The organism is Polaromonas sp., assembly GCF_010365105.1.
GTDB lineage: Bacteria > Pseudomonadota > Gammaproteobacteria > Burkholderiales > Burkholderiaceae_C > Polaromonas.
On record NZ_JAAFGZ010000001.1, the window covers coordinates 1 to 20,183 of the forward strand.

The 20,183-nt window shown below is 61.1% G+C and carries 17 protein-coding genes; 13 read left to right on the top strand and 4 right to left on the bottom strand.

What is annotated here, in order from left to right:
* Positions 1–170 precede the first annotated feature (170 nt).
* The 5 genes from rodA (at position 171) to GZ092_RS00025 (ending at position 6,453) form a co-directional block, all read left to right on the top strand.
* Positions 171–1,328 (top strand): rod shape-determining protein RodA, encoded by a 1,158-nt coding sequence (gene rodA, locus GZ092_RS00005; protein WP_293633386.1) that lies wholly within the window; start codon positions 171–173, stop codon positions 1,326–1,328.
* Positions 1,329–1,632: 304 nt separating this feature from the next.
* The gene (tldD, locus tag GZ092_RS00010) at positions 1,633–3,159 is read left to right on the top strand and encodes a metalloprotease TldD (protein WP_293633387.1); all 1,527 of its coding nucleotides are present in this window, start codon (positions 1,633–1,635) and stop codon (positions 3,157–3,159) included.
* Between the two features lie 243 nt (positions 3,160–3,402).
* Entirely contained in the window at positions 3,403–4,524 is a 1,122-nt protein-coding gene (locus GZ092_RS00015) for a 3-deoxy-7-phosphoheptulonate synthase (protein ID WP_293633388.1), read from the top strand.
* Between the two features lie 133 nt (positions 4,525–4,657).
* Positions 4,658–4,972, top strand: a complete 315-nt coding sequence (locus GZ092_RS00020; RefSeq protein ID WP_293633389.1) for a hypothetical protein — start codon at positions 4,658–4,660, stop codon at positions 4,970–4,972.
* Positions 4,973–5,286: 314 nt separating this feature from the next.
* Positions 5,287–6,453, top strand: a complete 1,167-nt coding sequence (locus GZ092_RS00025) for a hypothetical protein (protein WP_293633390.1) — start codon at positions 5,287–5,289, stop codon at positions 6,451–6,453.
* A 98-nt stretch (positions 6,454–6,551) separates the two neighbouring features.
* On the opposite strand, the gene mpl is transcribed toward GZ092_RS00025, so the two are convergent.
* Entirely contained in the window at positions 6,552–7,976 is a 1,425-nt protein-coding gene (gene mpl / locus GZ092_RS00030; protein WP_293633391.1) for a UDP-N-acetylmuramate:L-alanyl-gamma-D-glutamyl-meso-diaminopimelate ligase, read from the bottom strand.
* A 232-nt stretch (positions 7,977–8,208) separates the two neighbouring features.
* Here mpl and GZ092_RS00035 point away from each other — a divergent pair, with 232 nt between their 5' ends.
* From GZ092_RS00035 to GZ092_RS00070, 8 genes are all read left to right on the top strand, one after another.
* Positions 8,209–8,805 (top strand): hypothetical protein, encoded by a 597-nt coding sequence (locus tag GZ092_RS00035; RefSeq protein WP_293633392.1) that lies wholly within the window; start codon positions 8,209–8,211, stop codon positions 8,803–8,805.
* 3 nt (positions 8,806–8,808) lie between these two features.
* Positions 8,809–9,351, top strand: coding sequence for a TlpA disulfide reductase family protein (locus tag GZ092_RS00040; protein WP_293633393.1), 543 nt, complete (start codon positions 8,809–8,811; stop codon positions 9,349–9,351).
* 335 nt (positions 9,352–9,686) lie between these two features.
* Positions 9,687–10,133 carry an acetyl-CoA carboxylase biotin carboxyl carrier protein gene (accB, locus tag GZ092_RS00045; protein WP_293633394.1) on the top strand — a complete coding sequence of 149 codons (447 nt, stop codon included), beginning with the start codon at positions 9,687–9,689 and terminating at the stop codon, positions 10,131–10,133.
* 73 nt (positions 10,134–10,206) lie between these two features.
* Positions 10,207–11,556 (top strand): acetyl-CoA carboxylase biotin carboxylase subunit, encoded by a 1,350-nt coding sequence (gene accC, locus GZ092_RS00050; RefSeq protein ID WP_293633395.1) that lies wholly within the window; start codon positions 10,207–10,209, stop codon positions 11,554–11,556.
* 219 nt (positions 11,557–11,775) lie between these two features.
* A complete protein-coding gene (gene prmA, locus GZ092_RS00055; RefSeq protein WP_293633396.1) occupies positions 11,776–12,666 on the top strand; it encodes a 50S ribosomal protein L11 methyltransferase in 891 nt (296 codons plus the stop codon).
* Positions 12,667–12,732: 66 nt separating this feature from the next.
* Positions 12,733–13,884 (top strand): DUF3426 domain-containing protein, encoded by a 1,152-nt coding sequence (locus GZ092_RS00060; RefSeq protein WP_293633397.1) that lies wholly within the window; start codon positions 12,733–12,735, stop codon positions 13,882–13,884.
* 17 nt (positions 13,885–13,901) lie between these two features.
* Entirely contained in the window at positions 13,902–14,804 is a 903-nt protein-coding gene (locus GZ092_RS00065; protein ID WP_293633398.1) for a carbohydrate kinase family protein, read from the top strand.
* Positions 14,805–14,905: 101 nt separating this feature from the next.
* The gene (locus tag GZ092_RS00070) at positions 14,906–15,034 is read left to right on the top strand and encodes a hypothetical protein (RefSeq protein ID WP_293633399.1); all 129 of its coding nucleotides are present in this window, start codon (positions 14,906–14,908) and stop codon (positions 15,032–15,034) included.
* Positions 15,035–15,465: 431 nt separating this feature from the next.
* Here GZ092_RS00070 and GZ092_RS21180 read toward each other — a convergent pair whose 3' ends face one another.
* The 3 genes from GZ092_RS21180 to GZ092_RS00085 all read right to left on the bottom strand — a co-directional run bounded on the left by GZ092_RS21180 (position 15,466) and on the right by GZ092_RS00085 (position 20,087).
* Positions 15,466–15,675 (bottom strand): hypothetical protein, encoded by a 210-nt coding sequence (locus GZ092_RS21180; RefSeq protein WP_363254110.1) that lies wholly within the window; start codon positions 15,673–15,675, stop codon positions 15,466–15,468.
* Between the two features lie 181 nt (positions 15,676–15,856).
* The gene (locus GZ092_RS00080) at positions 15,857–17,023 is read right to left on the bottom strand and encodes a ribonucleotide-diphosphate reductase subunit beta (protein WP_293633401.1); all 1,167 of its coding nucleotides are present in this window, start codon (positions 17,021–17,023) and stop codon (positions 15,857–15,859) included.
* A gap of 157 nt (positions 17,024–17,180) precedes the next feature.
* On the bottom strand, positions 17,181–20,087 hold the full coding sequence (locus GZ092_RS00085; protein WP_293633402.1) for a ribonucleoside-diphosphate reductase subunit alpha: 2,907 nt from the start codon (positions 20,085–20,087) through the stop codon (positions 17,181–17,183).
* Between the last annotated feature and the right edge of the window lie 96 nt (positions 20,088–20,183).

Sequence of the window (20,183 nt, forward strand, 5' to 3'; positions counted from 1 at the left end):
CTTCCCAGTGGCTGCGCCTACTCTTTCACCTCTCAAATTTGCATCTTCGCAAAGCCACTAATTCACCACTTTCTGGATTGTGCAAGTGGCTCATTTAAATAGTGAAACAGCGCTGGTGGACAAGCCCTTTGGCTTCCAGGCGGCTTGCCGGCTAACCGATAATCGCGGCCATGTCCGCCGCATCTTTCGACCAACCCTCCATTTACCAGCGAACCCTGCCCTTGCTGCAGGGCTTCGACGGCCTGCTGGCCTTTGCCGTGTTCCTGCTCGCCTGTGCCGGCCTGCTGATCATGTATTCGTCAGGCTACGACCACGGCACCCGCTTTGCCGACCATGGCCGCAACATGCTGATTGCCGGCGCCATCATGTTCGTGGTGGCGCAGGTGCCGCCGCAAAAATTGATGGTGTTCGCCGTGCCGCTGTACCTCACCGGCGTGACGCTGCTGGTGGCGGTGCTGGTGTTTGGCATCACGAAAAAGGGCGCCAGGCGCTGGCTGAATGTCGGCGTGGTGATCCAGCCCAGCGAGATCTTGAAGATCGCCGTGCCGCTGATGCTGGCGTGGTGGTTCCAGAAGCGCGAAGGGCAGTTGCGCCCGCTCGATTTCGCCGTCGGCCTGGTGCTGCTGGCCGTGCCGGTGGGGCTGATCATGAAACAGCCCGACCTGGGCACGTCGCTGCTGGTGCTGGCCGCCGGCCTGGCGGTGATCTTTTTTGCCGGCCTGAGCTGGAAGCTGATTGCCCCGCCGCTGTTGCTGGGCGTCATCGGCATTTCGCTGGTCGTCTGGTATGAGCCGCAACTGTGCGCCGACGGCATGCGCTGGCCTGTGCTGCACGATTACCAGCAGCAGCGCATCTGCACGCTGCTGGACCCGTCGCGCGACCCGCTGGGCAAGGGTTTTCACATCATCCAGGGGATGATCGCGATTGGTTCGGGCGGCGTCTTCGGCAAGGGCTTCATGGCGGGCACGCAGACGCACCTTGAGTTCATCCCCGAGCGCACCACCGACTTCATCTTTGCAGCCTATTCCGAGGAATTCGGCCTGATCGGCAACCTGCTGCTGATCTCGGGGTTCCTGTTCCTGATCTTTCGCGGCCTGGCGATCGCAATGAATGCGCCCACGCAGTTCTCGCGGCTGCTGGCGGGCGCGCTGACGATGATTTTTTTCACCTATGCCTTTGTCAACATGGGCATGGTCAGCGGCATCCTGCCGGTGGTGGGCGTGCCGCTGCCCTTCATCAGCTATGGCGGCACGGCGATGGTGACGCTGGGGCTGGCGCTGGGCATGCTGATGTCGATTGCCAAGGCCAAGCGCCTGGTGCAGACATAAGGATGTAGCCCCCACGGTCGCCCACTTCGTGTGGCTTCCTGCCCCCCGAGGGGGCCGCTGCGCCTGCGGTCTGGCAAAGCCAGTCCCGCGGCCCTGGCTGGTAGGGGATGGCCCCCACGCTTGTCGCTTCGCATACTGCGCTGCCCCCCGAGGAGGCCGCTGCGCCTGCGGTCTGGCAAAGCCAGTCCCGCGGCCCCTGCTGGTAGGAAGTGCCCCTCCCTTACGCTTGTTGCTTTGCCTGCCATCCTTCCAGCCATCATCCCTATGAACAGCACTGGCGGGTCACACTGCCTACAATCATTGGATGATTTCACTCAACTCCGCTGCCGCCTCTGTTCGCCAAACCAATGTCTCCGGGCGTCCTCCGGCCCGGCCGAGCAAGGATTCCACGTCGGAGCGGCTGGCGATTGCCCAAAAACTGCTGCTGTCGCCCTTCGGCCTGGACGAAGCTGCGCTGAGCCGGGCGCTGGGTGAAATCACTTCCTATGGCGTGGACGATGCCGACCTTTACTTCCAGTACACACGCAGCGAAGGCTGGAGCCTGGAAGAGGGCATCGTCAAGACCGGCTCCTTCAACATCGACCAGGGTGTCGGGGTTCGTGCGGTGAGCGGCGAAAAAACCGCCTTTGCCTATTCCGACGACATTTCCGAAGCGTCGCTTCTCGATGCGGCGCGCACCGTGCGCAGCATCTCAGCTGCTTCCCAATCCGGCCGCGTCAAGACACCGGCTCGCAAGGTCGCCACCAGCCGCTCGCTCTACCGCGACCTGGACCCGATTTCCACGCTCGACAGCACGGCCAAGGTCGAACTGCTCGGCAAGGTCGAAAAGCTCGCCAAGGCCAAAGACCCGCGCATCGTGCAGGTGATGGCCGGGCTGGCCAGCGAATACGACGTGGTGATGGTGGCGCGCGCCGACGGCACCCTGGCGGCTGATGTGCGCCCGCTGGTGCGCCTGAGCGTGACCGTCATTGCAGAACAAAAGGGCCGGCGCGAAGTCGGCTCGGGCGGCGGCGGCGGGCGTTTTGGACTGGCCTATTTTGACGACACGCAAATTGGCGAATATGTCGATGCGGCGGTGAATGCAGCGCTGACCAATCTGGAAGCCCGTCCCGCACCGGCCGGCCAGATGACCGTGGTGCTGGGTTCAGGCTGGCCCGGCATCTTGCTGCATGAAGCCATCGGCCACGGCCTGGAAGGCGACTTCAACCGCAAGGGCTCCAGCGCATTTTCCGGCCGCATCGGCCAGCGCGTCGCTGCCAAGGGCGTGACAGTGCTCGACGACGGCACGATTGCCGACCGGCGTGGCTCGCTCAATGTCGATGACGAAGGCAATGTCAGCCAGCGCAACGTGCTGATCGAAGACGGAATTTTGAAAGGCTATATCCAGGATTCGATGAATGCGCGCCTGATGAACGTCAAGCCCACCGGCAACGGCCGGCGCGAAAGCTATGCCCATGTGCCGATGCCGCGCATGACCAACACCTACATGCTGGGCGGCGACAAGGCGCCCGAGGAAATCATCGCCAGCATCAAGAAAGGCCTGTACGCCAGCAACTTTGCCGGCGGCCAGGTTGACATCACCTCGGGCAAGTTCGTGTTCTCGGCCAGTGAAGCGTTCTGGGTCGAGAACGGCAAGATCCTCTACCCGGTCAAGGGCGCAACGATTGTCGGCAACGGCCCGGATGCGCTGACCCGCGTGACCATGATCGGCAACGACATGCAACTCGACAGCGGCGTTGGCACCTGCGGCAAGGAAGGCCAGAGCGTGCCGGTCGGCGTCGGCCAGCCGACGCTGCGCATTGATGGTCTGACCGTTGGCGGCACTGCGTAAGCCGTATTGTTTTCAAGCTGTGCTACATTCCAGCAGATGAATTCCGCGAAATTTTCTTTTGCTTACTTTTGGTTCTCAAGCGCCTCCGGCGGTAGAGAGACTTTCGCGTAAGCAGCAGAAAACGCAGCGAATCTCCAAAAACCGCCGGGCCTCCCGGCGGTTTTTTTTTGCCCGTCCCGATTTGCCAACCCCTGTGAAACAGCCCGAATCCGTTTTGAAATCTTGAAAAAAAGGAAGCCCGTGATGAATGCCAAAGCCAACCCCGCCAGCGCCAGCTGGTATGCGAACGTCGAAAAAACCAGCGAGACCGACGACAAACGCATCAAGGACATCACCGTGCTACCCCCTCCCGAACACCTCATCCGCTTTTTCCCGATTGCTGGCACGGCGGCCGAATCGCTGATCACCCAGACCCGCCAGAACATCCACAACATCATGGCCGGCACCGACGACCGGCTGCTGGTGGTGATCGGCCCGTGCTCGATTCATGACCCGATGGCCGCGCTCGACTACGCCCGCCAGCTGGCCGAGCAGCGCAAGAAATACGCCGGGACGCTGGAAATCGTGATGCGCGTGTACTTCGAAAAACCGCGCACCACGGTGGGCTGGAAAGGGCTGATCAACGACCCCTACCTGGACGAAAGCTTTTGCATCGACGAGGGCCTGCGCATTGCCCGCCAGCTGCTGATCGACATCAACCGCCTGGACGTGCCGGCCGGCAGCGAATTCCTCGACGTGATCTCGCCGCAGTACATCGGCGACCTGATCTCCTGGGGCGCGATTGGCGCACGCACCACCGAAAGCCAGGTACACCGCGAGCTGGCGTCGGGCCTGTCGGCGCCGATTGGCTTCAAGAACGGCACCGACGGCAACATCCGCATCGCCACCGACGCCATCCAGGCGTCGGCGCGCGGCCACCACTTCCTGTCGGTCCACAAGAACGGCCAGGTGGCGATTGTGCAGACCAACGGCAACCAGGACTGCCACGTGATTTTGCGCGGCGGCAAGGCGCCCAACTACGACGCCGACAGCGTCGCCGCCGCCTGCAAAGAACTCGAAGCCGCCAAACTGCCGGCAACGCTGATGGTCGATTGCAGCCATGCCAACAGCTCCAAGCAGCATGAAAAGCAGATGGACGTGGCGCGCGACATTGCCGCGCAAATTGCCGGCGGCTCGCGCCAGGTGTTTGGCCTGATGGTCGAAAGCCATCTGGTGGCCGGCGCGCAAAAGTTCACCGCCGGCAAGGACGACGCCAAATTGCTCGAATACGGCCGCAGCATCACCGATGCCTGCCTGGGCTGGAACGATTCGCTGGACATGCTGGCGACTTTGTCAGCCGCTGTCGAGGCGCGTCGGGCAAAATGATGCGTCACACCCGCCAGCCTGCCAACGGCCGGGCTGGCGGGCACTGGCCGGGCCTTTGCACTTTTCAGTGACCACGACAGGCGCGGCACTTGGGCTGGCGCCGGATTCGTCATCACCTCTACAGGAAACCCTTATGCGCAGCGAAGTCACTGTCACCTTCAAGAACCAGCCCCCTTTTCAGATTGAACTGCATGATCAACTGGAGCCCATGCCTACCGAGGCGGCCCGCCGCTGGCTCGACGAGCAGTTCACCCAGATGGGCTGCGAGCCGCTGCGGCCCACCGGCAAGCTGCTGACCGCCGACAAGGTCGTGGTCGTCGCCGAGGCTGCCGGTCCGTCCAGGTTTGCCGATGCCCAGTGGGCGCAGGCCTTTGCCCAAGCCGCTACCACGGCGCTGGGACGACCCATGGTGAACATCGATGTGACGGCGCTGAGCATCAGCTATTGATCCGGGGTTTGACAGCGCAGGCCCACAGGCCAAATTTTTTGCTATTGAAAAAATAGCTGCTTATGCATTTGGGTATTGCGCAAAAGCCCTGAATTACTTAAAAAATAACGGTTGGTGTGATGGCCCTTGCCTGGCATCCGGCAACCGCCGGATTACCTTGCATTCCATTTGCATGGCTTGACTGTCAGCGAAGGGCCCGGGTTCGGGGCGCTTTCTGCTTTGCTCTCGCCAGCATGCCAAGGCTTTAGGCCGCTACCTGATGCAGGACAGCCTTCTTCACTCGCGCGCTCCTTTCCTTTGTTGACGCCCAGACCATGAAAAAAACCAAGGATCCCTCCAAATCCCAACCCGATCTGTTCGCGCAAGCCACGCCTGCCGAAACAGCCTGCACTGCCTTGCGGCTGGGTAGCGGCAAGAGCGGCCCGCGCCTGTCCGCCGCGCAGCAGCGCTTTAACCGCCTGCTGGAAAAAATCGACAAGCTTGAAGGCCAGGTCACCGAAATCAATACGCTGGCCGATGCCTTCCGCCCGCTTTACCAGGGCACGCTGGAGCCGCTGCGCGAGGCGCACCGGGCGCTGATGCGGCGCATGGCGCTGACGCTGGACGAGCGGCTGCAGCGCAAGGGCGTGACGCCAACCCAGAAACGCAACGGCCTGGAAATCCTGTGCGAGCTGTGCGAAACACTGGCGGCCTTTGGCGATGAGGCCATGGCCGCACTGCACGACCAGCGCAGCGCGCGCACCTTGCGGCAGAAGGAAGAAGACCAGGCTGCCATGATGCGGTCCATGATGGAGCAAGCGCTGGGCGCACCGCTGGACATGCAGGCGCAGGATGATTCACTCGACCCGCTTGAAGCCGTGATGCGCGCCAGCCACGAGCGCCTGCACGAAGCGATGCAGGCCGAAGAGGCGCAGCGCGAGGCGGCCCAGGCCAAAAGAAAAAAGAAAAAACCCACGCCGACCCAGCTCAAGGCGGAACAGCAGCAGGAAGACGCCGACACCGTTTTGCGCCAGGTTTACCGCCAACTGGCCAGCGCGCTGCACCCCGACCGCGAGCGCGACCCGGCCGAGCAACAGCGCAAAACCGCCTTGATGAGCGAAGCCAACGCGGCCTATGCCAAACAAGACCTGCTGGCCCTGCTGCATTTGCAGTTGCGCATTGCCCAGGCCGACATGCAGGACATGCTGCAGCAGCCCGAAGAACGCATCGCCGCCATGAGTTTGCTGCTCAAGCAGCAGGCCAGCGAGCTGGAGAGTGAATTGTTTGCCCGTCAACACCACCTGATGGAGGAGTTCGACCTGGCGTTCTACCAGGCGCCGACAGCCGCCGCGCTGCGCCGCCAGCTTGAACTGCGGGCAAAAGACTTGAAAGAGGAACTGACGTTCATGGAAGCGGACATTGCGCTGGTGCAGGACGACGCAGGATTCAAGCGCTGGCTAAAAAACCAGGCCAGCATGAGCCGGGATGCCGGTTACTTTTGACCGGCAGCGCAAGGTGGCGTCAGAAATTACGCAATTGCAGGTCTTTTAACCACTTTTCGCAATACTGGCGGGCATCAGCAGCTATTCAATAGATAGCATCAAGGCTGTGCCAGCGCTGCCAGCAATTTTGCGTGAATGCCGCCAAAACCGCCATTGCTCATGCACAGCAAATGGTCGCCCGGCCGGGCAACGGCGCTCACCTGCGCCAGCAGCTGCACCAGGTTGTCCGCCACCTGGGCGCGTTCGCCCATGGGCGCCAGCGCGCTTCGTGCATCCCAGTCCAGCCCGCCGGCATGGCAGAACGCCAGGTCGGCCTGCTCCAGGCTCCAGGGCAGTTGCGCGGTCATGGTGCCAAGTTTCATGGTGTTGCTGCGTGGCTCGAAAATCGCCAGGATGCGTTCCTCGCCTTTGCCCGCGCTGTTCAACTGGCGGCGCAGGCCATCGACGGTGGTGTGAATGGCCGTCGGGTGGTGGGCGAAATCGTCATACACCGTAATAATGCCCCCGTCGCGCGACACCAGGCCACGCACTTCCATGCGCCGCTTGACGTTCTGGAACGACGCAAGCGCCTCGGCGGCCTGTTCGGGCGCCACGCCGACATGCTCGGCCGTCGCGATGGCCGCCAGGGCGTTGAGCTGGTTGTGCATGCCGCTGATGTCCCACTGCACCCGCGCCACGGCAACGTCCGCCTTGAGCACCTTGAAGTCGCCAGGTTCGCCCAGCGCGCTGAAGCCGCCGTCCGCTGTGCTGCCAAACGGCACCTGTTCGCTCCAACAGCCCTGGGCCAGCACGCGCTGCAGGCTGGCTTCTTTTGCATTGACGACCACCCGGCCCTGCGAAGGAACGGTGCGGACCAGGTGATGAAACTGCCGCTCGATGGCTGCCAGGTCGTCAAAAATGTCGGCGTGGTCGAATTCCAGGTTGTTCAAAATCGCCGTGCGCGGGCGGTAATGGACAAACTTGCTGCGCTTGTCGAAAAACGCGGTGTCGTATTCATCGGCCTCGATCACGAAGGTGTTGCCCGTGCCCAGGCGCGCCGACACGCCGAAGTTCAGCGGCACGCCGCCGATCAGAAAGCCGGGCTGCAGGCCGGCGCATTCCAGAATCCAGGCCAGCATGGCGGTGGTGGTGGTCTTGCCGTGCGTGCCGGCGACGGCCAGCACATGGCGCGGGCCGGTGGCGTGGTGCGTCGGATGGTGCAGCACATGGCCAGAGAGCCACTGCGGGCCGCTGGTGTAGGGCTGGCCGCTGTTCAAGATGGCTTCCATCAGTGGGTATTTAGGGCTGCCGTCTGGCAGGCGCACCCGGGACACCACGTTGCCGATCACGAACACGTCGGGCGCCAGCGCCATCTGGTCGGCGCTGTAGCCTTCGATCAGCTCGATGCCCAGGCCGCGCAACTGGTCGCTCATCGGCGGATAGACGCCGGTGTCGCAACCCGTCACCTTGTGCCCCGCCTCGCGCGCCAGCGCGGCCAGGCCGCCCATGAAAGTCCCGCAGATTCCCAGAATATGTATGTGCATCGCCCGTATTTTAGGGAGGCTGTTTCGGGCTGCCATTTTTTAAGGAAAATAAGCTTCTGGTGCATTAAGGACGTGCGCAAGCAGCTCTTTATTTCATAGCGGGCGAAGATTGACGTGAACTTTGCGTGCAGGCGTGGCCCTAATGTGGGCACAATTGCTTTCAACGCCTTCGGGCTGACTTTCAACCCCCTGACCCTTCGCTCCTGGCTTTGCAGGCCAGTCGATCCTGAAATTGAACACCCTCAAATCCGAAATTGCCGCCACCGCCGCTGCGCTGGTGGTCGAAGAAGGGCTGGAATACGGTCCGGCCAAACGCCGCGCGCTCAAGCAGCTGGCCCTGCCCGCGCGCACCGCCTTGCCCGACAACGGCGAGATGGAAGACGCCGTGCGCGACTACATCGCATTGTTTTGCGCCGACACCCAGCCGGCCGAGCTGGCCGCGCTGCGCGAACTGGCGCTGGTGTGGATGCAGCGCATGGCAACGTTCCGGCCTTACCTGGCCGGCGCGGTCTGGCACGGCACGGCGACCCGGCTGTCCGACATCTATATCCAGCTGTTTTGCGACGATCCGAAGTCGGCTGAAATTGCGTTGATCGAGCACAACGTCGATTACGAGCCGCGCACCGTGACCGGCTTTACCGGCGGCAGCGTCGAGGCGCTTTCCTTGAGCAGCCGATGCCAGGCGCTGAATGAAAACATCGGCGTTCACCTGATGGTCTATGACCATGACGACCTGCGCGGCGCCTTGCGGCTTGACGCCAAAGGCCGTACACCGCGCGGCGACCTGGCGGCCGTGCAAAAATTGTTGTCCACCCCTTTTGGAGCTTGAAAAGTGAATCGCAGAAACATGCTGTATGGCGGCGTTGCCGCTGCAGCGGCGCTGGCCGGTGCCGGTGCGGCCTGGTGGAAATTTCAGCCGCATGGCGCATCGCCCGAAACCCCGGCAGACGCTGCAAAAGTGGCAGCGTCCTTCTGGAGCCTGAGCTTTGACACGCCTGACGGTAAACCGCTGGCGATGAGCAGTTTTCGCGGCAAGCTGCTGCTGGTCAATTTCTGGGCCACCTGGTGTCCGCCCTGCGTCGAAGAACTTCCGCTGCTGGATTTTTTCTACCAGGAAAACAAGGACAAAAACCTTCAGGTGGTCGGCCTGGCGGTCGATCAACCCAGCGCGGTGCGAACCTGGCTGCAGACCCGACCGCTGAATTTTCCGGTCGGCATGGCCGGACTGGGCGGAACCGAACTGAGCAAATCACTGGGCAACATGACGGGCAGCCTGCCTTTCACCGTGGTTTTCAGTCCTGCAGGCGTGATGCTGCATCGCAAGGTCGGCAAGGTATTGCCCGAAGAACTGGTGCAATGGACAAAACTGGTCTGAGGCCGGGCAGGGTGTAAAAGCTGTCTTTCTGGATTTTCCCAAGCGGGGCCGGGTTGTCGCCCGTTGGCTTGCTTGCGTCCTGCTTCCTTGGCGGATTTTCCCGGGCTGGCTTGGTTTGAAAAGCTTGCCGGATTGGCCTTGAGGTACACTTTGTTTTTTTGTATCAGGGCGCCTTGCGTTGCCGCGTAATCATTATCTGATAAGCGCTGTAAGGCGAAATAGCAGAAAGTAAGCGAAAAAAAAGGGATGATCGGCTCAGTACGCCATTTCCCTCTTCGATCAAACCGTGCGTCCGAAAACCGCATGCCAGCCTCCACCTCCGTTGGAAAGAATCTATGGATCTAAGAAAACTCAAAACCTTGATCGACCTTGTTTCAGAGTCCAATGTGTCCGAACTTGAAATCACGGAAGCCGAAGGCAAGGTACGCATCGTCAAGTCAAGCGGCGTTCCAATGATGATGATGCAGCAGCCCGCCATGAACATGGTGCCCAGTCACCAGGTCCAGACGGCAGCCCCGCAGGCACCTGCTCCAGCAGCAGAAGCGGCAGGCCATGCGATCAAGTCACCAATGGTCGGCACCTTTTACCGCTCGTCGAGCCCTGACTCCAATCCGTTTGTTGAGATCGGCAGCGTGGTCAAGGAGGGCGACACGGTCTGCATCATCGAGGCCATGAAGATCCTCAACGAGATTGAAGCCGACAAGTCGGGCACCGTCACCAAAATTCTTTCGGAAAACGGCCAGGCCGTCGAATACGGCCAGCCCCTGTTCATGATTGAGTGATCGGGCCTGTTGCCCTTTATCGCCAGACCGGCCGCAACGCCGGCCCCATCGGCCAGACCAGGTACTTCGACGCATGTTTAAAAAAATACTGATCGCCAACCGTGGCGAGATCGCCTTGCGCATCCAGCGCGCCTGCCGTGAACTCGGCGTCAAGGCCGTGATGGTGTACTCCGAAGCTGACCGCGAGGCCAAATACATCAAGATGGCCGATGAAGCGGTCTGCATCGGACCGGCCCCGTCGGCGCTGAGCTACCTCAACATGCCGGCGATCATTTCGGCCGCCGAGGTGACCGACGCCGAGGCGATCCACCCCGGCTATGGTTTCCTGAGCGAGAACGCCGATTTTGCCGAGCGCGTCGAGAAAAGCGGCTTCAAGTTTATCGGCCCTTCGCCCGAATCGATCCGCCTGATGGGCGACAAGGTGTCGGCCAAACAGACCATGCTGAAAGCCGGCGTGCCCTGCGTACCGGGCTCCGAGGGCGCCTTGCCAGCAGACCCGGCTTTCATCAAGCGCGTGGCCAAGCAGATCGGCTACCCGGTCATCATCAAGGCCGCTGGTGGCGGCGGCGGACGCGGCATGCGCGTGGTGCATACCGAGGCGGCGCTGCTCAATGCCGTGCAGACCACCAAGGCCGAAGCCGCTGCGGCCTTTGGCAACCCGGAGGTCTATATGGAGAAATTCCTGCAGAACCCCCGGCACATCGAGATCCAGATCCTGGCTGACCAGTACAAGAACGCCGTCTGGCTGGGCGAACGCGACTGCTCCATGCAGCGCCGCCACCAGAAGGTCATCGAGGAAGGCCCGGCGCCCGGTATTCCGCGCAAGCTGATCGAGCGCATCGGCGCGCGCTGCGTGACGGCGGTCAAGAAGTTTGGCTACCGGGGCGCAGGCACCTTCGAGTTCCTCTACGAAGACGGCGAGTTTTATTTCATCGAGATGAACACGCGGGTCCAGGTCGAGCACCCGGTCACGGAATGGATCACCGGCATCGACATCGTCAGGACGCAGATCATGGTGGCGGCCGGCGAGCGCCTGCCCTTTGCCCAGCGCGACATCCAGATCAGGGGGCATTCCATCGAATGCCGCATCAACGCCGAAGACCCGTACAAGTTCACCCCATCGCCGGGACGCATTACCAACTGGCACCCGCCGGGCGGCCCGGGCGTGCGCGTGGACTCGCACATTTACTCTAATTATTTTGTGCCACCCAACTACGATTCGATGATCGGCAAGATCATTGTTCACGCCGACACGCGTGAACAGGCGCTGGCACGCATGAGCGCAGCGCTGGGTGAAACCGTGGTCGAAGGCATCAACACCAACATTGCGCTGCACCGTGAACTGATGGTGGACGCCAAGTTCATGGACGGCGGCACCAATATCCACTACCTCGAAGAGTGGCTGTCGAAGCGTGAACGGTGAAGCCCCCACGGTCGCCCACTGCGTGTGGCTCCCTGCCCCCCGAGGGGGCCGCTGCGCCTGCGGCCCGGCAAAGCCAGTCCCGCGGCCCTGGCTGGGGCGGAATGCCCCTGCAGTCGCTCACTGCGTGTGGCTCCTTCTCTCCCAGGCTGCCTGCTGCGTCTGCCGTCTGGCAAAGCCAGCCTAGCAGCCTTGGCTTGAGCAAACTGTTTTGGATAAATGATGTTTGAAATGATTTTGCTGGCGCCCGTGGATGAGGTGGAAACCCTCAGCGACGCGCTGGATGCGCTGGACGCGCTCAGTGTTTCGGTCGAGGACGCCGATGCCCACACGCCGGCCGAGCAGGCGCTGTTTGGCGAGCCCGGCATGCCACCGCCCAAGGCGGGCTGGGAGCGTTCGCGCATCGTGGCGCTGTTTGCCACCGAGGCACTGGCGCGTGATGCAGCGAACGTATTGCAGGTGCAGGACTTTTTTGCCGGCTGCCAGTTGGTTGCCATCCAGACCGTGCCCGAGCAGGACTGGGTGCGGCTGACGCAGTCGCAGTTCACGCCGGTCGAGATCACGCCGGAATTCTGGATCGTGCCGACCTGGCATGAGCCGCCGGCACAGGCAAAGCAAGTGATCCGGCTCGATCCGGGCCTGGCCTTTGGCACCGGCACGCACCCGACGACACGCATGTGCCTGCGCTGGATTGCGGGCCAGGGCGCTGCCGGAAAATCACTGGGGCGTGTATTGGATTACGGCTGCGGCTCCGGCATTTTGGCCATCGGCGCAGCAAAATTTGGCGCAGTTGAGATTGACGCGGTCGATATCGACGAGGCAGCGGTGGAATCGACCCGCGCCAATGCCCAGGCCAACCATGTGCAGTTGCAGATCGGCCTGCCCGACAAGGCCGTGGGCAGTTACCAGACGGTGCTGGCCAACATTCTGGCCACACCCTTGCGCGTGCTGGCGCCGCTGTTGTGCGGGCATGTCCAGCCAGGCGGAAACCTGGTACTGGCCGGCATTCTGGATCGCCAGGCCGATGAGCTGAAAGCCGCCTACCTGCCTTATTGCCAGCTTGAGGTCCATGATGCGCAGGAAGGCTGGATTCTGATGACGGCGCAGTTCTGAGCGTGCCGGCGTAACCCGGCCTCAGGCGCGGTTTGTCTCCGGAAATTTTTTAACCCATTGCGCCCGATGAGCCAGATCACCCGCTGCCCTGCCTGCGCGACGATGTTCAAGGTTGTTGCCGACCAGCTCCAGGTGGCGCAAGGCTGGGTGCGCTGCGGCCAGTGCGGCGAAGTGTTTGAAGCGTCGCTGCACCTGGTTCCTGGCGATGCAGGCGAGCCGGAGGCACTGCCCTCTGCCCTGCAAGGCTTGGCCGATGAAACCGCCTTGTCGTCGCAGAAAGCACCGCCATTCTCTCTGGCCGATCATGCGGTTGCCCCGCCGCCGCCTGAATCCACAAAGGAACTCGCAGGTGTTCCTCTGATGGCGCCCGGGGCTGCACGGGACGGGAATTCTGCGGGAGCTGCGGTTGATACAGAACCAATGCAGCCTGGTTCTGCTTCAGAAATCCGGGACGTTTCAGGCATGCCCTTGCCTGGTGAAAAGAATTCCATGCCTGCGCATCGGGCAGGCCCCGAAGCCGTCGATCCTTTGGTCGGGAATGAGGGACGGCATGAACCGGTCTTCAGTGCTGAGAGCTTCGATTTCAAGCCCGCGGGTTCGACGCCATACGCCAGCGGGTCTGAACTCCCGTCTTCTGCAGGACAGCAGGATTCGCCGGCATTCCCCGAGGTGGCCTTCGTACGCGAAGCGCAGCGCAATAATTTCTGGACGTCGCCCCTTGTTCGCAATGTGTTGGCCGTGCTGTGCCTGGTACTGGCGCTCGCCTTGATGCTGCAATGGGCTGTCCGGCAAAAGGACGTCCTGGCTGCGCAGGCGCCGCGGCTTGCCCCCTGGCTTCAGGCCATGTGCCGCCCCCTCGGCTGCGCAGTCCGGCCATTGCGGCGCATTGAATCGCTGGTGATTGAAAACGCCAGCTTCAGCCGGACCGGCCCCGATGCCTATCGTCTGAGCTTCAGTTTTACGAATACCAGCGATGCGGAACTTGAAATTCCGGCGCTGGAAGTCACCCTGACCGACAGCCAGGACCAGGCTGTGGTGCGCCGGGTGGTGATGCCGGCGGAGTTTGGCGCCACGGCCACCACGCTCGCTGCCTATTCGAAGCTGGCGGGTGACTTGAGCCTGAAAGTTGCCGGCGCTGGCGGACAAGGGTCTGCACCTTCGCTGCAAGCCGGTTTATTGCCGGTGGCTGGCTACCGTATCCTGGCTTTTTATCCCTGAACTGAATCGAGAACTGAATGTCTTCTGTAATTTGCGGCTCGCTGGCCTTTGACACCATCATGAGTTTCGAGGGGCGGTTTGCCGATCAAATCCTGCCCGACCAGCTGCACATCCTCAACGTGTCCTTTTTGGTGCCGGCGCTGCGCCGCGAGTTTGGCGGTTGCGCCGGCAACATCGCCTACAGCCTCAAGCAACTGGGCGGATCGCCGCTGCCCATGGCGACCGTGGGCAACGACGGCGCCGACTACCTGGCGCGCATGCGGGCGCAGGGCATCAGCACCGAATTTGTTCGGGCAGTCGATGATCTCTACACCGCGCAGGCCATGATCATGACCGACCGTGACAACAACCAGATCACTGCGTTTCATCCTGGCGCCATGATGCAGGCCCACGTCAGCCGGATCGAGGCGCGCAGCGACATCAAGCTGGGCATGATCTCGCCGGATGGCCGGGATGCGATGCTGCAGCATGCAGAACAGTTCAACGCTGCCGGCATTCCCTTTGTTTTTGACCCGGGCCAGGGCCTGCCGATGTTTGACGGACAGGAACTGGCACATTTTGTCGATCTGGCAAGCTGGGTCACGGTCAATGACTACGAAGGCCGGATGCTGTGCGACCGGACCGGTTTGTCGTGCGCCGAATTGTCACGCCGCGTGCGCGGCCTGGTGGTGACGCTGGGCGCCGAAGGCTGCGAAGTGTGGATTGACGGCGAAAAGACCCTGGTGCCGCCGGTAAAGGCCAGTGCGGTGGTGGACCCGACAGGCTGCGGCGACGCCTTTCGTGGCGCGCTGCTGTTCGGACTGGAGCAAGACTGGTCGCTGGTCCGTTGCGCAGCGCTGGGGAACCGGGTGGGCGCGCGCAAGATCGCCAGCCGCGGCGGGCAGAATTATTCGCTTGATTCGACTGTAATAGGCGGTTAGCGCATATGCCACAAGACTTTTTTGCTATAAATTTAATAGCTAAGAGCTTTTGTGTTGGCGCCAGATGATGGGGTGGAAAATTTTACCGAGTTCATTTTTCATTGGAACGCGAACGCCACAGTCAAGCCAAGGTCGTGACGGGCCTGCTGGCGACGATAAAGCCGCAAGGTGCGTATCGGTATAAAAAGAACGAATTGAAAAAGCCCGATATTTTGCAACATCGGGCTTGAAGCGCAAGGCGTGTAAAACTTATGGCTTGCTGCCTTTTGGGAAAGGCCAGGACGCTTGCGGGCTGATGGTGGTCTGGGCCGTTGGTGCAACTGCCGGTGCCTTGGCGGCAGGTTTTTTCTCGGGTTTCTCGGCTTTCACCGCTTTTTTGGCTGCCGGCTTTTTTACCGCCTTGGCGATTTCGGCTGGCTTGGATTCGGCCTTTTTTGCTGCGGGTTTTTTGGCTGCTACGGCTTGAACGGCTGGTTTTTCGGCGACCGGCGTTTTAGGTGCCTTTGCAGATGCCGCTTTTTTGGCTGCTGCTGGTTTTACAGGAGGCTTTGCCGATGCGGTCTCAGGTGCCTTGGCGGCGGCTTTTGCCGCAGCCTTTTTGGCTGCTGGCTTGGGAGCTGCAGCAGTTGTTGGCGTAGCTGCGGGGGCAGCTGTCACTTTTTCAGCCGCAGCCTTTTTCACAGGCGCTTTTGCCGCAGCCTTTTTGGCCGCCGGCTTGGTAGACGCCGCTGTTGTTGGCGCCGGTGTTGTTGGCGCCGGTGCTGGCGCAGCTGTAGCTGTCAATTTTTTTGCCGCTGCTTGCGCAGGAGCGGCTTTTTTTGCCGCTGGTTTTTTCGCAGTTGCCATGGTTTTCTCCTCGATCAGTTTGCAAAAAGCACTTCGTCTGAGGTGCAGGCGAAGCGATTCGCAGCATGGGGCCTTCGGATCACCGGGCCCCATGCCGCAAACACAGGCGCAACGGTCACCGCGCACTCTGGGGTGCTGGCTTGAACCATTGCGAATCTAAAAATCATTGTTGTATGAGCCTTGTGCTTTTTGTCAATCGTGGGCTGTCAGTCCCAGGAGAGGGCGCCGCCAGACTGGTATTCGATCACACGGGTCTCAAAGAAGTTGCGTTCTTTTTTCAGGTCGATCATTTCGCTCATCCAGGGGAACGGATTTTCTTCGTTGGGAAAAAGCGTTTCGAGTCCGATCTGCGTGGCACGTCGGTTGGCGATGTAGCGAAGGTAGCCCTTGAACATGGAGGCGTTCAGGCCCAGCACGCCGCGCGGCATGGTGTCCTCGGCATAGCGGTATTCGAGTTCGACGGCTTTCATGAACAGGGCGTTGATTTCGGCCTTGAACTCGGGCGTCCAGAGGTGCGGGTTTTCCAGCTTGAGCTGGTTGATCAGGTCGATGCCGAAGTTGCAATGCATCGACTCGTCGCGCAGGATGTACTGGTACTGCTCGGCCGCGCCGGTCATCTTGTTTTGCCGGCCCAGCGCCAGAATCTGCGTGAAGCCGACATAGAAGAACAGGCCTTCCATCAGGCACGCAAACACGATCAGCGACTTGAGCAGGGTCTGGTCGGCTTCGGGCGTTCCGGTCTTGAAGGTCGGATCGGATATCGCTTCGATGAACGGAATCAGGAACTGGTCCTTGTCCTTGATCGACTGCACTTCGTTGTAGGCATTGAAGATCTCGCCTTCGTCCAGACCCAGCGACTCGGTGATGTACTGGTAGGCGTGGGTATGGATGGCTTCTTCAAAGGCCTGGCGCAGCAGGAACTGGCGGCATTCGGGGGCAGTGATGTGGCGGTAGGTGCCCAGCACAATGTTGTTGGCGGCGAGTGAATCGGCCGTCACGAAAAATCCGAGGTTGCGCATGACGAGGCGGCGCTCGTCGTCGCTCAAGCCGTTCGGATCTTTCCACAGCGCGATGTCACGCGTCATGTTGACCTCCTGCGGCATCCAGTGGTTGGCGCAGGACGACAGGTATTTTTCCCAGGCCCATTTGTACTTGAACGGCACCAGCTGGTTGACGTCGGTCTGCCCGTTGATGATGCGCTTGTCGGAAGCCTTGACGCGCTTTGCCATTGCGGCAGGCGCAGGAATTTCAGCCGCTGGCTGCATTAAAGGAGCGAAAGGAGGAGGCGGGACATCCGCTGAGCGACCGGCTGGCAGGTCGCTGGTGTGAGGGGTCTGCAAAGATGGTGTGACTTCTTCGTCCCAGGTCAACATAGAGAATTCCAATACTTCGGGATTATGAAAGCAGCGATGAGAAATGAAAAGCGTTCATTCACACCGCTACGAATTTTATGGCGCAATGCATTGGTTTATGGCATTGGGCTGGCAGTGAATCGTGCGAAAAATGGTTGTCGCGCGATTCATTGCTGGCTTATTGGCAAGCTTCGCACCCCGGATCGTCGATCGCGCAAAACTTGATGTCGGTCGCGGGCGATGCGCTCAGCTGTGCCTGCGCTGAAGCGGCGGCCTTGTCGATGGCGCTCATGCCCGCCGCCGCTTGCGATCCTGAAGACACCGAGTTCATCTTGCCGGCCGAGACGGTCGATTTCTCGACATGCGTGGCACTTTGGGTGCGCAGGTAGTAGGTCGTTTTCAGGCCCCGAACCCAGGCCAGCTTGTAGGTTTCGTCCAGCTTCTTGCCCGATGCACCGGCCATGTAGATGTTCAGCGACTGCGCCTGGTCTATCCATTTCTGGCGGCGCGATCCGGCTTCGACCAGCCACGAGGTTTCGATTTCAAACGCCGTGGCGTACAGCGACTTGATGTCCTGGGGCACGCGGTCGATCGGCCGCAGCGAGCCATCGAAATGCTTCAGGTCCACCACCATCACATCGTCCCAAAGGCCCAGGCGCTTGAGGTCGCGCACCAGGTAGTGGTTGATCACGGTGAACTCGCCTGACAGGTTGGACTTGACCGAGAGGTTGCCAAAGCACGGCTCGATGCAGGCATCGACGCCGATGATGTTGGAAATGGTCGCCGTCGGTGCAATCGCCACGCAGTTGGAGTTGCGCATGCCGTCCTTGGCAATCTTCTGGCGCAGTGCGTCCCAGTCGAGTGTGGCTGAGCGGTCTACTTCGACATAGCCGCCACGCTCTTTGGCCAGCATGTCCAGCGTGTCCAGCGGCAGGATGCCCTGGTCCCAGAGAGAACCCTTGTAACTGGCGTACTGACCGCGTTCCCTGGCCAGTTCGGTCGATGCCCAGTAGGCGTGGTAGCAGATTGCTTCCATCGACGTGTCGGCAAATTCCACCGCCGCCTGCGAGGCATACGGCACGCGCAATTCGTACAGGCAGTCCTGAAAACCCATCAGGCCCAGGCCGACCGGGCGATGCTGCAGGTTGGAATGGCGGGCCTTTTCGACTGCGTAGTAGTTGATGTCGATCACGTTATCCAGCATGCGCATGGCCGTGGTGATGGTCTTTTTCAGCTTGTCGTGGTCGAGCGCGCCGTCTTTCAGGTGCTGGACCAGGTTGATCGAGCCCAGGTTGCAGACGGCGGTTTCAGTCGCGCTGGTGTTCAGCGTGATTTCGGTGCACAGGTTGGAAGAATGCACCACGCCGGCATGCTGCTGCGGTGAGCGGATGTTGCAGGCGTCCTTGAAGGTGATCCAGGGGTGGCCTGTCTCGAACAGCATCGACAGCATCTTGCGCCACATGTCGGTGGCCTGCAGCTTGCGTGACGGCTTGAGCTCTCCGCGTTCGGCGCGCGCTTCATAGGCCACATACGCCTTTTCAAACGCCTGGCCATACAGGTCATGCAAGTCAGGCGTGTCGGACGGCGAAAAAAGCGTCCAGCTGCCTTTTTCCATCACGCGGCGCATGAACAGGTCGGGAATCCAGTTTGACGTGTTCATGTCGTGCGTGCGGCGGCGGTCGTCGCCGGTGTTCTTGCGCAGCTCCAGGAATTCCTCGATGTCCAGATGCCAGGTTTCCAGGTAGGCGCAGACCGCGCCCTTGCGCTTGCCGCCCTGGTTGACCGCCACGGCGGTGTCATTGACGACTTTCAGGAAAGGCACGACGCCTTGCGACTCGCCGTTGGTGCCCTTGATGTGGGCGCCCATGGCGCGCACCGGCGTCCAGTCGTTGCCCAGGCCGCCGGCAAATTTGGACAGCAGGGCGTTTTCCTTGATGGCGTCGTAAATGCCGCCCAGGTCGTCGGCCACGGTGGTCAGGTAGCACGACGACAGCTGCGAGCGCAGCGTGCCGGCATTGAACAGCGTCGGCGTGCTCGACATGAAGTCAAACGACGACAGGGTTTCGTAGAACTCGATGGCGCGCTCTTCGCGGTTGGTTTCATTGAGTGACAGGCCCATGGCCACACGCATGAAGAAGGCTTGCGGTAGTTCAATGCGCTGCTTGCGGACATGCAGGAAGTAGCGGTCAAACAGCGTCTGCAGGCCGAGGTAGTCGAACTGCAGGTCACGCTCGGGCTTGAGCGCCGCGCCCAGGCGCGCCAGGTCGAACTGCTGGAGCTTTTCGTCGAGCAGTTCGTTTTCCACGCCCTTGGCGATGAACTCGGGAAAGTAGCTCGGGTAACGCTGCACCATGGCTTCGTGGTTGACTTCCTCTCCCAGCACCTCCCGGCGAATGGTGTGCATCAACAGGCGCGCGGTGGCGTAGGTGTAGTCGGGATCTTTTTCAATCAGCGTGCGGGCCGCCAGGATGGACGCTTTGTAGACCTCGTCGATGGGCACGCCGTCGTAGAGGTTGCGCATGGTTTCCGAAACAATCGGGCCGGGCTTCACGTCGGCGCCGAGGTTGGCGCAGGATGCTTCGATCAGCGCCTGCAAATTGACGATATCGAGTGCCACCCGCTTGCCGCCATCCATGACATGCAGTTGCGGCACGGCAGGCGTCTGGTCCTGCAACTGCCGGGCACGCTCTTGGTTGTGCTTTTCGCGGTACAGCACATAGGCGCGGGCGATTTCGTGGTGACCGCCGCGCATCAGTCCAAGTTCAACCTGGTCCTGCACATCCTCGATGTGGAAAGTGCCGCCGCTGGGGCGCGAGCGCATCAGGGCGCGAACGACGGCCTGGGTCAGCATGTCGACGGTTTCGCGTACGCTGGCCGATGCCGCGCCCTGGGTGCCGTGAACCGCCAGAAAAGCCTTCATCATGGCGACGGCGATCTTGTGCGGCTCGAAGGCAACGACAGAGCCATTGCGGCGAATGATCTGGTAGTTGGCCAGCGCGCCGGAAATGGGCGGCTCGGTTTTGCGGGCAGAACTGCTGACGGTCACATCGGATGAATGGGGCACGGCGTAGGGTGCTGTTTGCATGATTTCCTCTGAATTTGTTGTGGTGAACAAGTGATATGCGGGATCAGTAAAAGGAAGAAGCCTGTCGAAAACCAGCGTGTCGACGGACCTGTTTTT

What these genes read in the sequence shown, in the direction of transcription:
- GZ092_RS00065 (WP_293633398.1), top strand. Translation starts at nt 13,902, where the DNA reads ATGTCTTCTGTAATTTGCGGCTCGCTGGCCTTTGACACCATCATGAGT.
- GZ092_RS00015 (WP_293633388.1), top strand. Translation starts at nt 3,403, where the DNA reads ATGAATGCCAAAGCCAACCCCGCCAGCGCCAGCTGGTATGCGAACGTC.
- GZ092_RS00025 (WP_293633390.1), top strand. Translation starts at nt 5,287, where the DNA reads ATGAAAAAAACCAAGGATCCCTCCAAATCCCAACCCGATCTGTTCGCG.
- GZ092_RS00020 (WP_293633389.1), top strand. Translation starts at nt 4,658, where the DNA reads ATGCGCAGCGAAGTCACTGTCACCTTCAAGAACCAGCCCCCTTTTCAG.
- accB (WP_293633394.1), top strand. Translation starts at nt 9,687, where the DNA reads ATGGATCTAAGAAAACTCAAAACCTTGATCGACCTTGTTTCAGAGTCC.
- mpl (WP_293633391.1), bottom strand. Translation starts at nt 7,976, where the DNA reads ATGCACATACATATTCTGGGAATCTGCGGGACTTTCATGGGCGGCCTG.
- tldD (WP_293633387.1), top strand. Translation starts at nt 1,633, where the DNA reads ATGATTTCACTCAACTCCGCTGCCGCCTCTGTTCGCCAAACCAATGTC.
- rodA (WP_293633386.1), top strand. Translation starts at nt 171, where the DNA reads ATGTCCGCCGCATCTTTCGACCAACCCTCCATTTACCAGCGAACCCTG.
- accC (WP_293633395.1), top strand. Translation starts at nt 10,207, where the DNA reads ATGTTTAAAAAAATACTGATCGCCAACCGTGGCGAGATCGCCTTGCGC.
- GZ092_RS00060 (WP_293633397.1), top strand. Translation starts at nt 12,733, where the DNA reads ATGAGCCAGATCACCCGCTGCCCTGCCTGCGCGACGATGTTCAAGGTT.
- GZ092_RS00085 (WP_293633402.1), bottom strand. Translation starts at nt 20,087, where the DNA reads ATGCAAACAGCACCCTACGCCGTGCCCCATTCATCCGATGTGACCGTC.
- prmA (WP_293633396.1), top strand. Translation starts at nt 11,776, where the DNA reads ATGTTTGAAATGATTTTGCTGGCGCCCGTGGATGAGGTGGAAACCCTC.
- GZ092_RS00080 (WP_293633401.1), bottom strand. Translation starts at nt 17,023, where the DNA reads ATGTTGACCTGGGACGAAGAAGTCACACCATCTTTGCAGACCCCTCAC.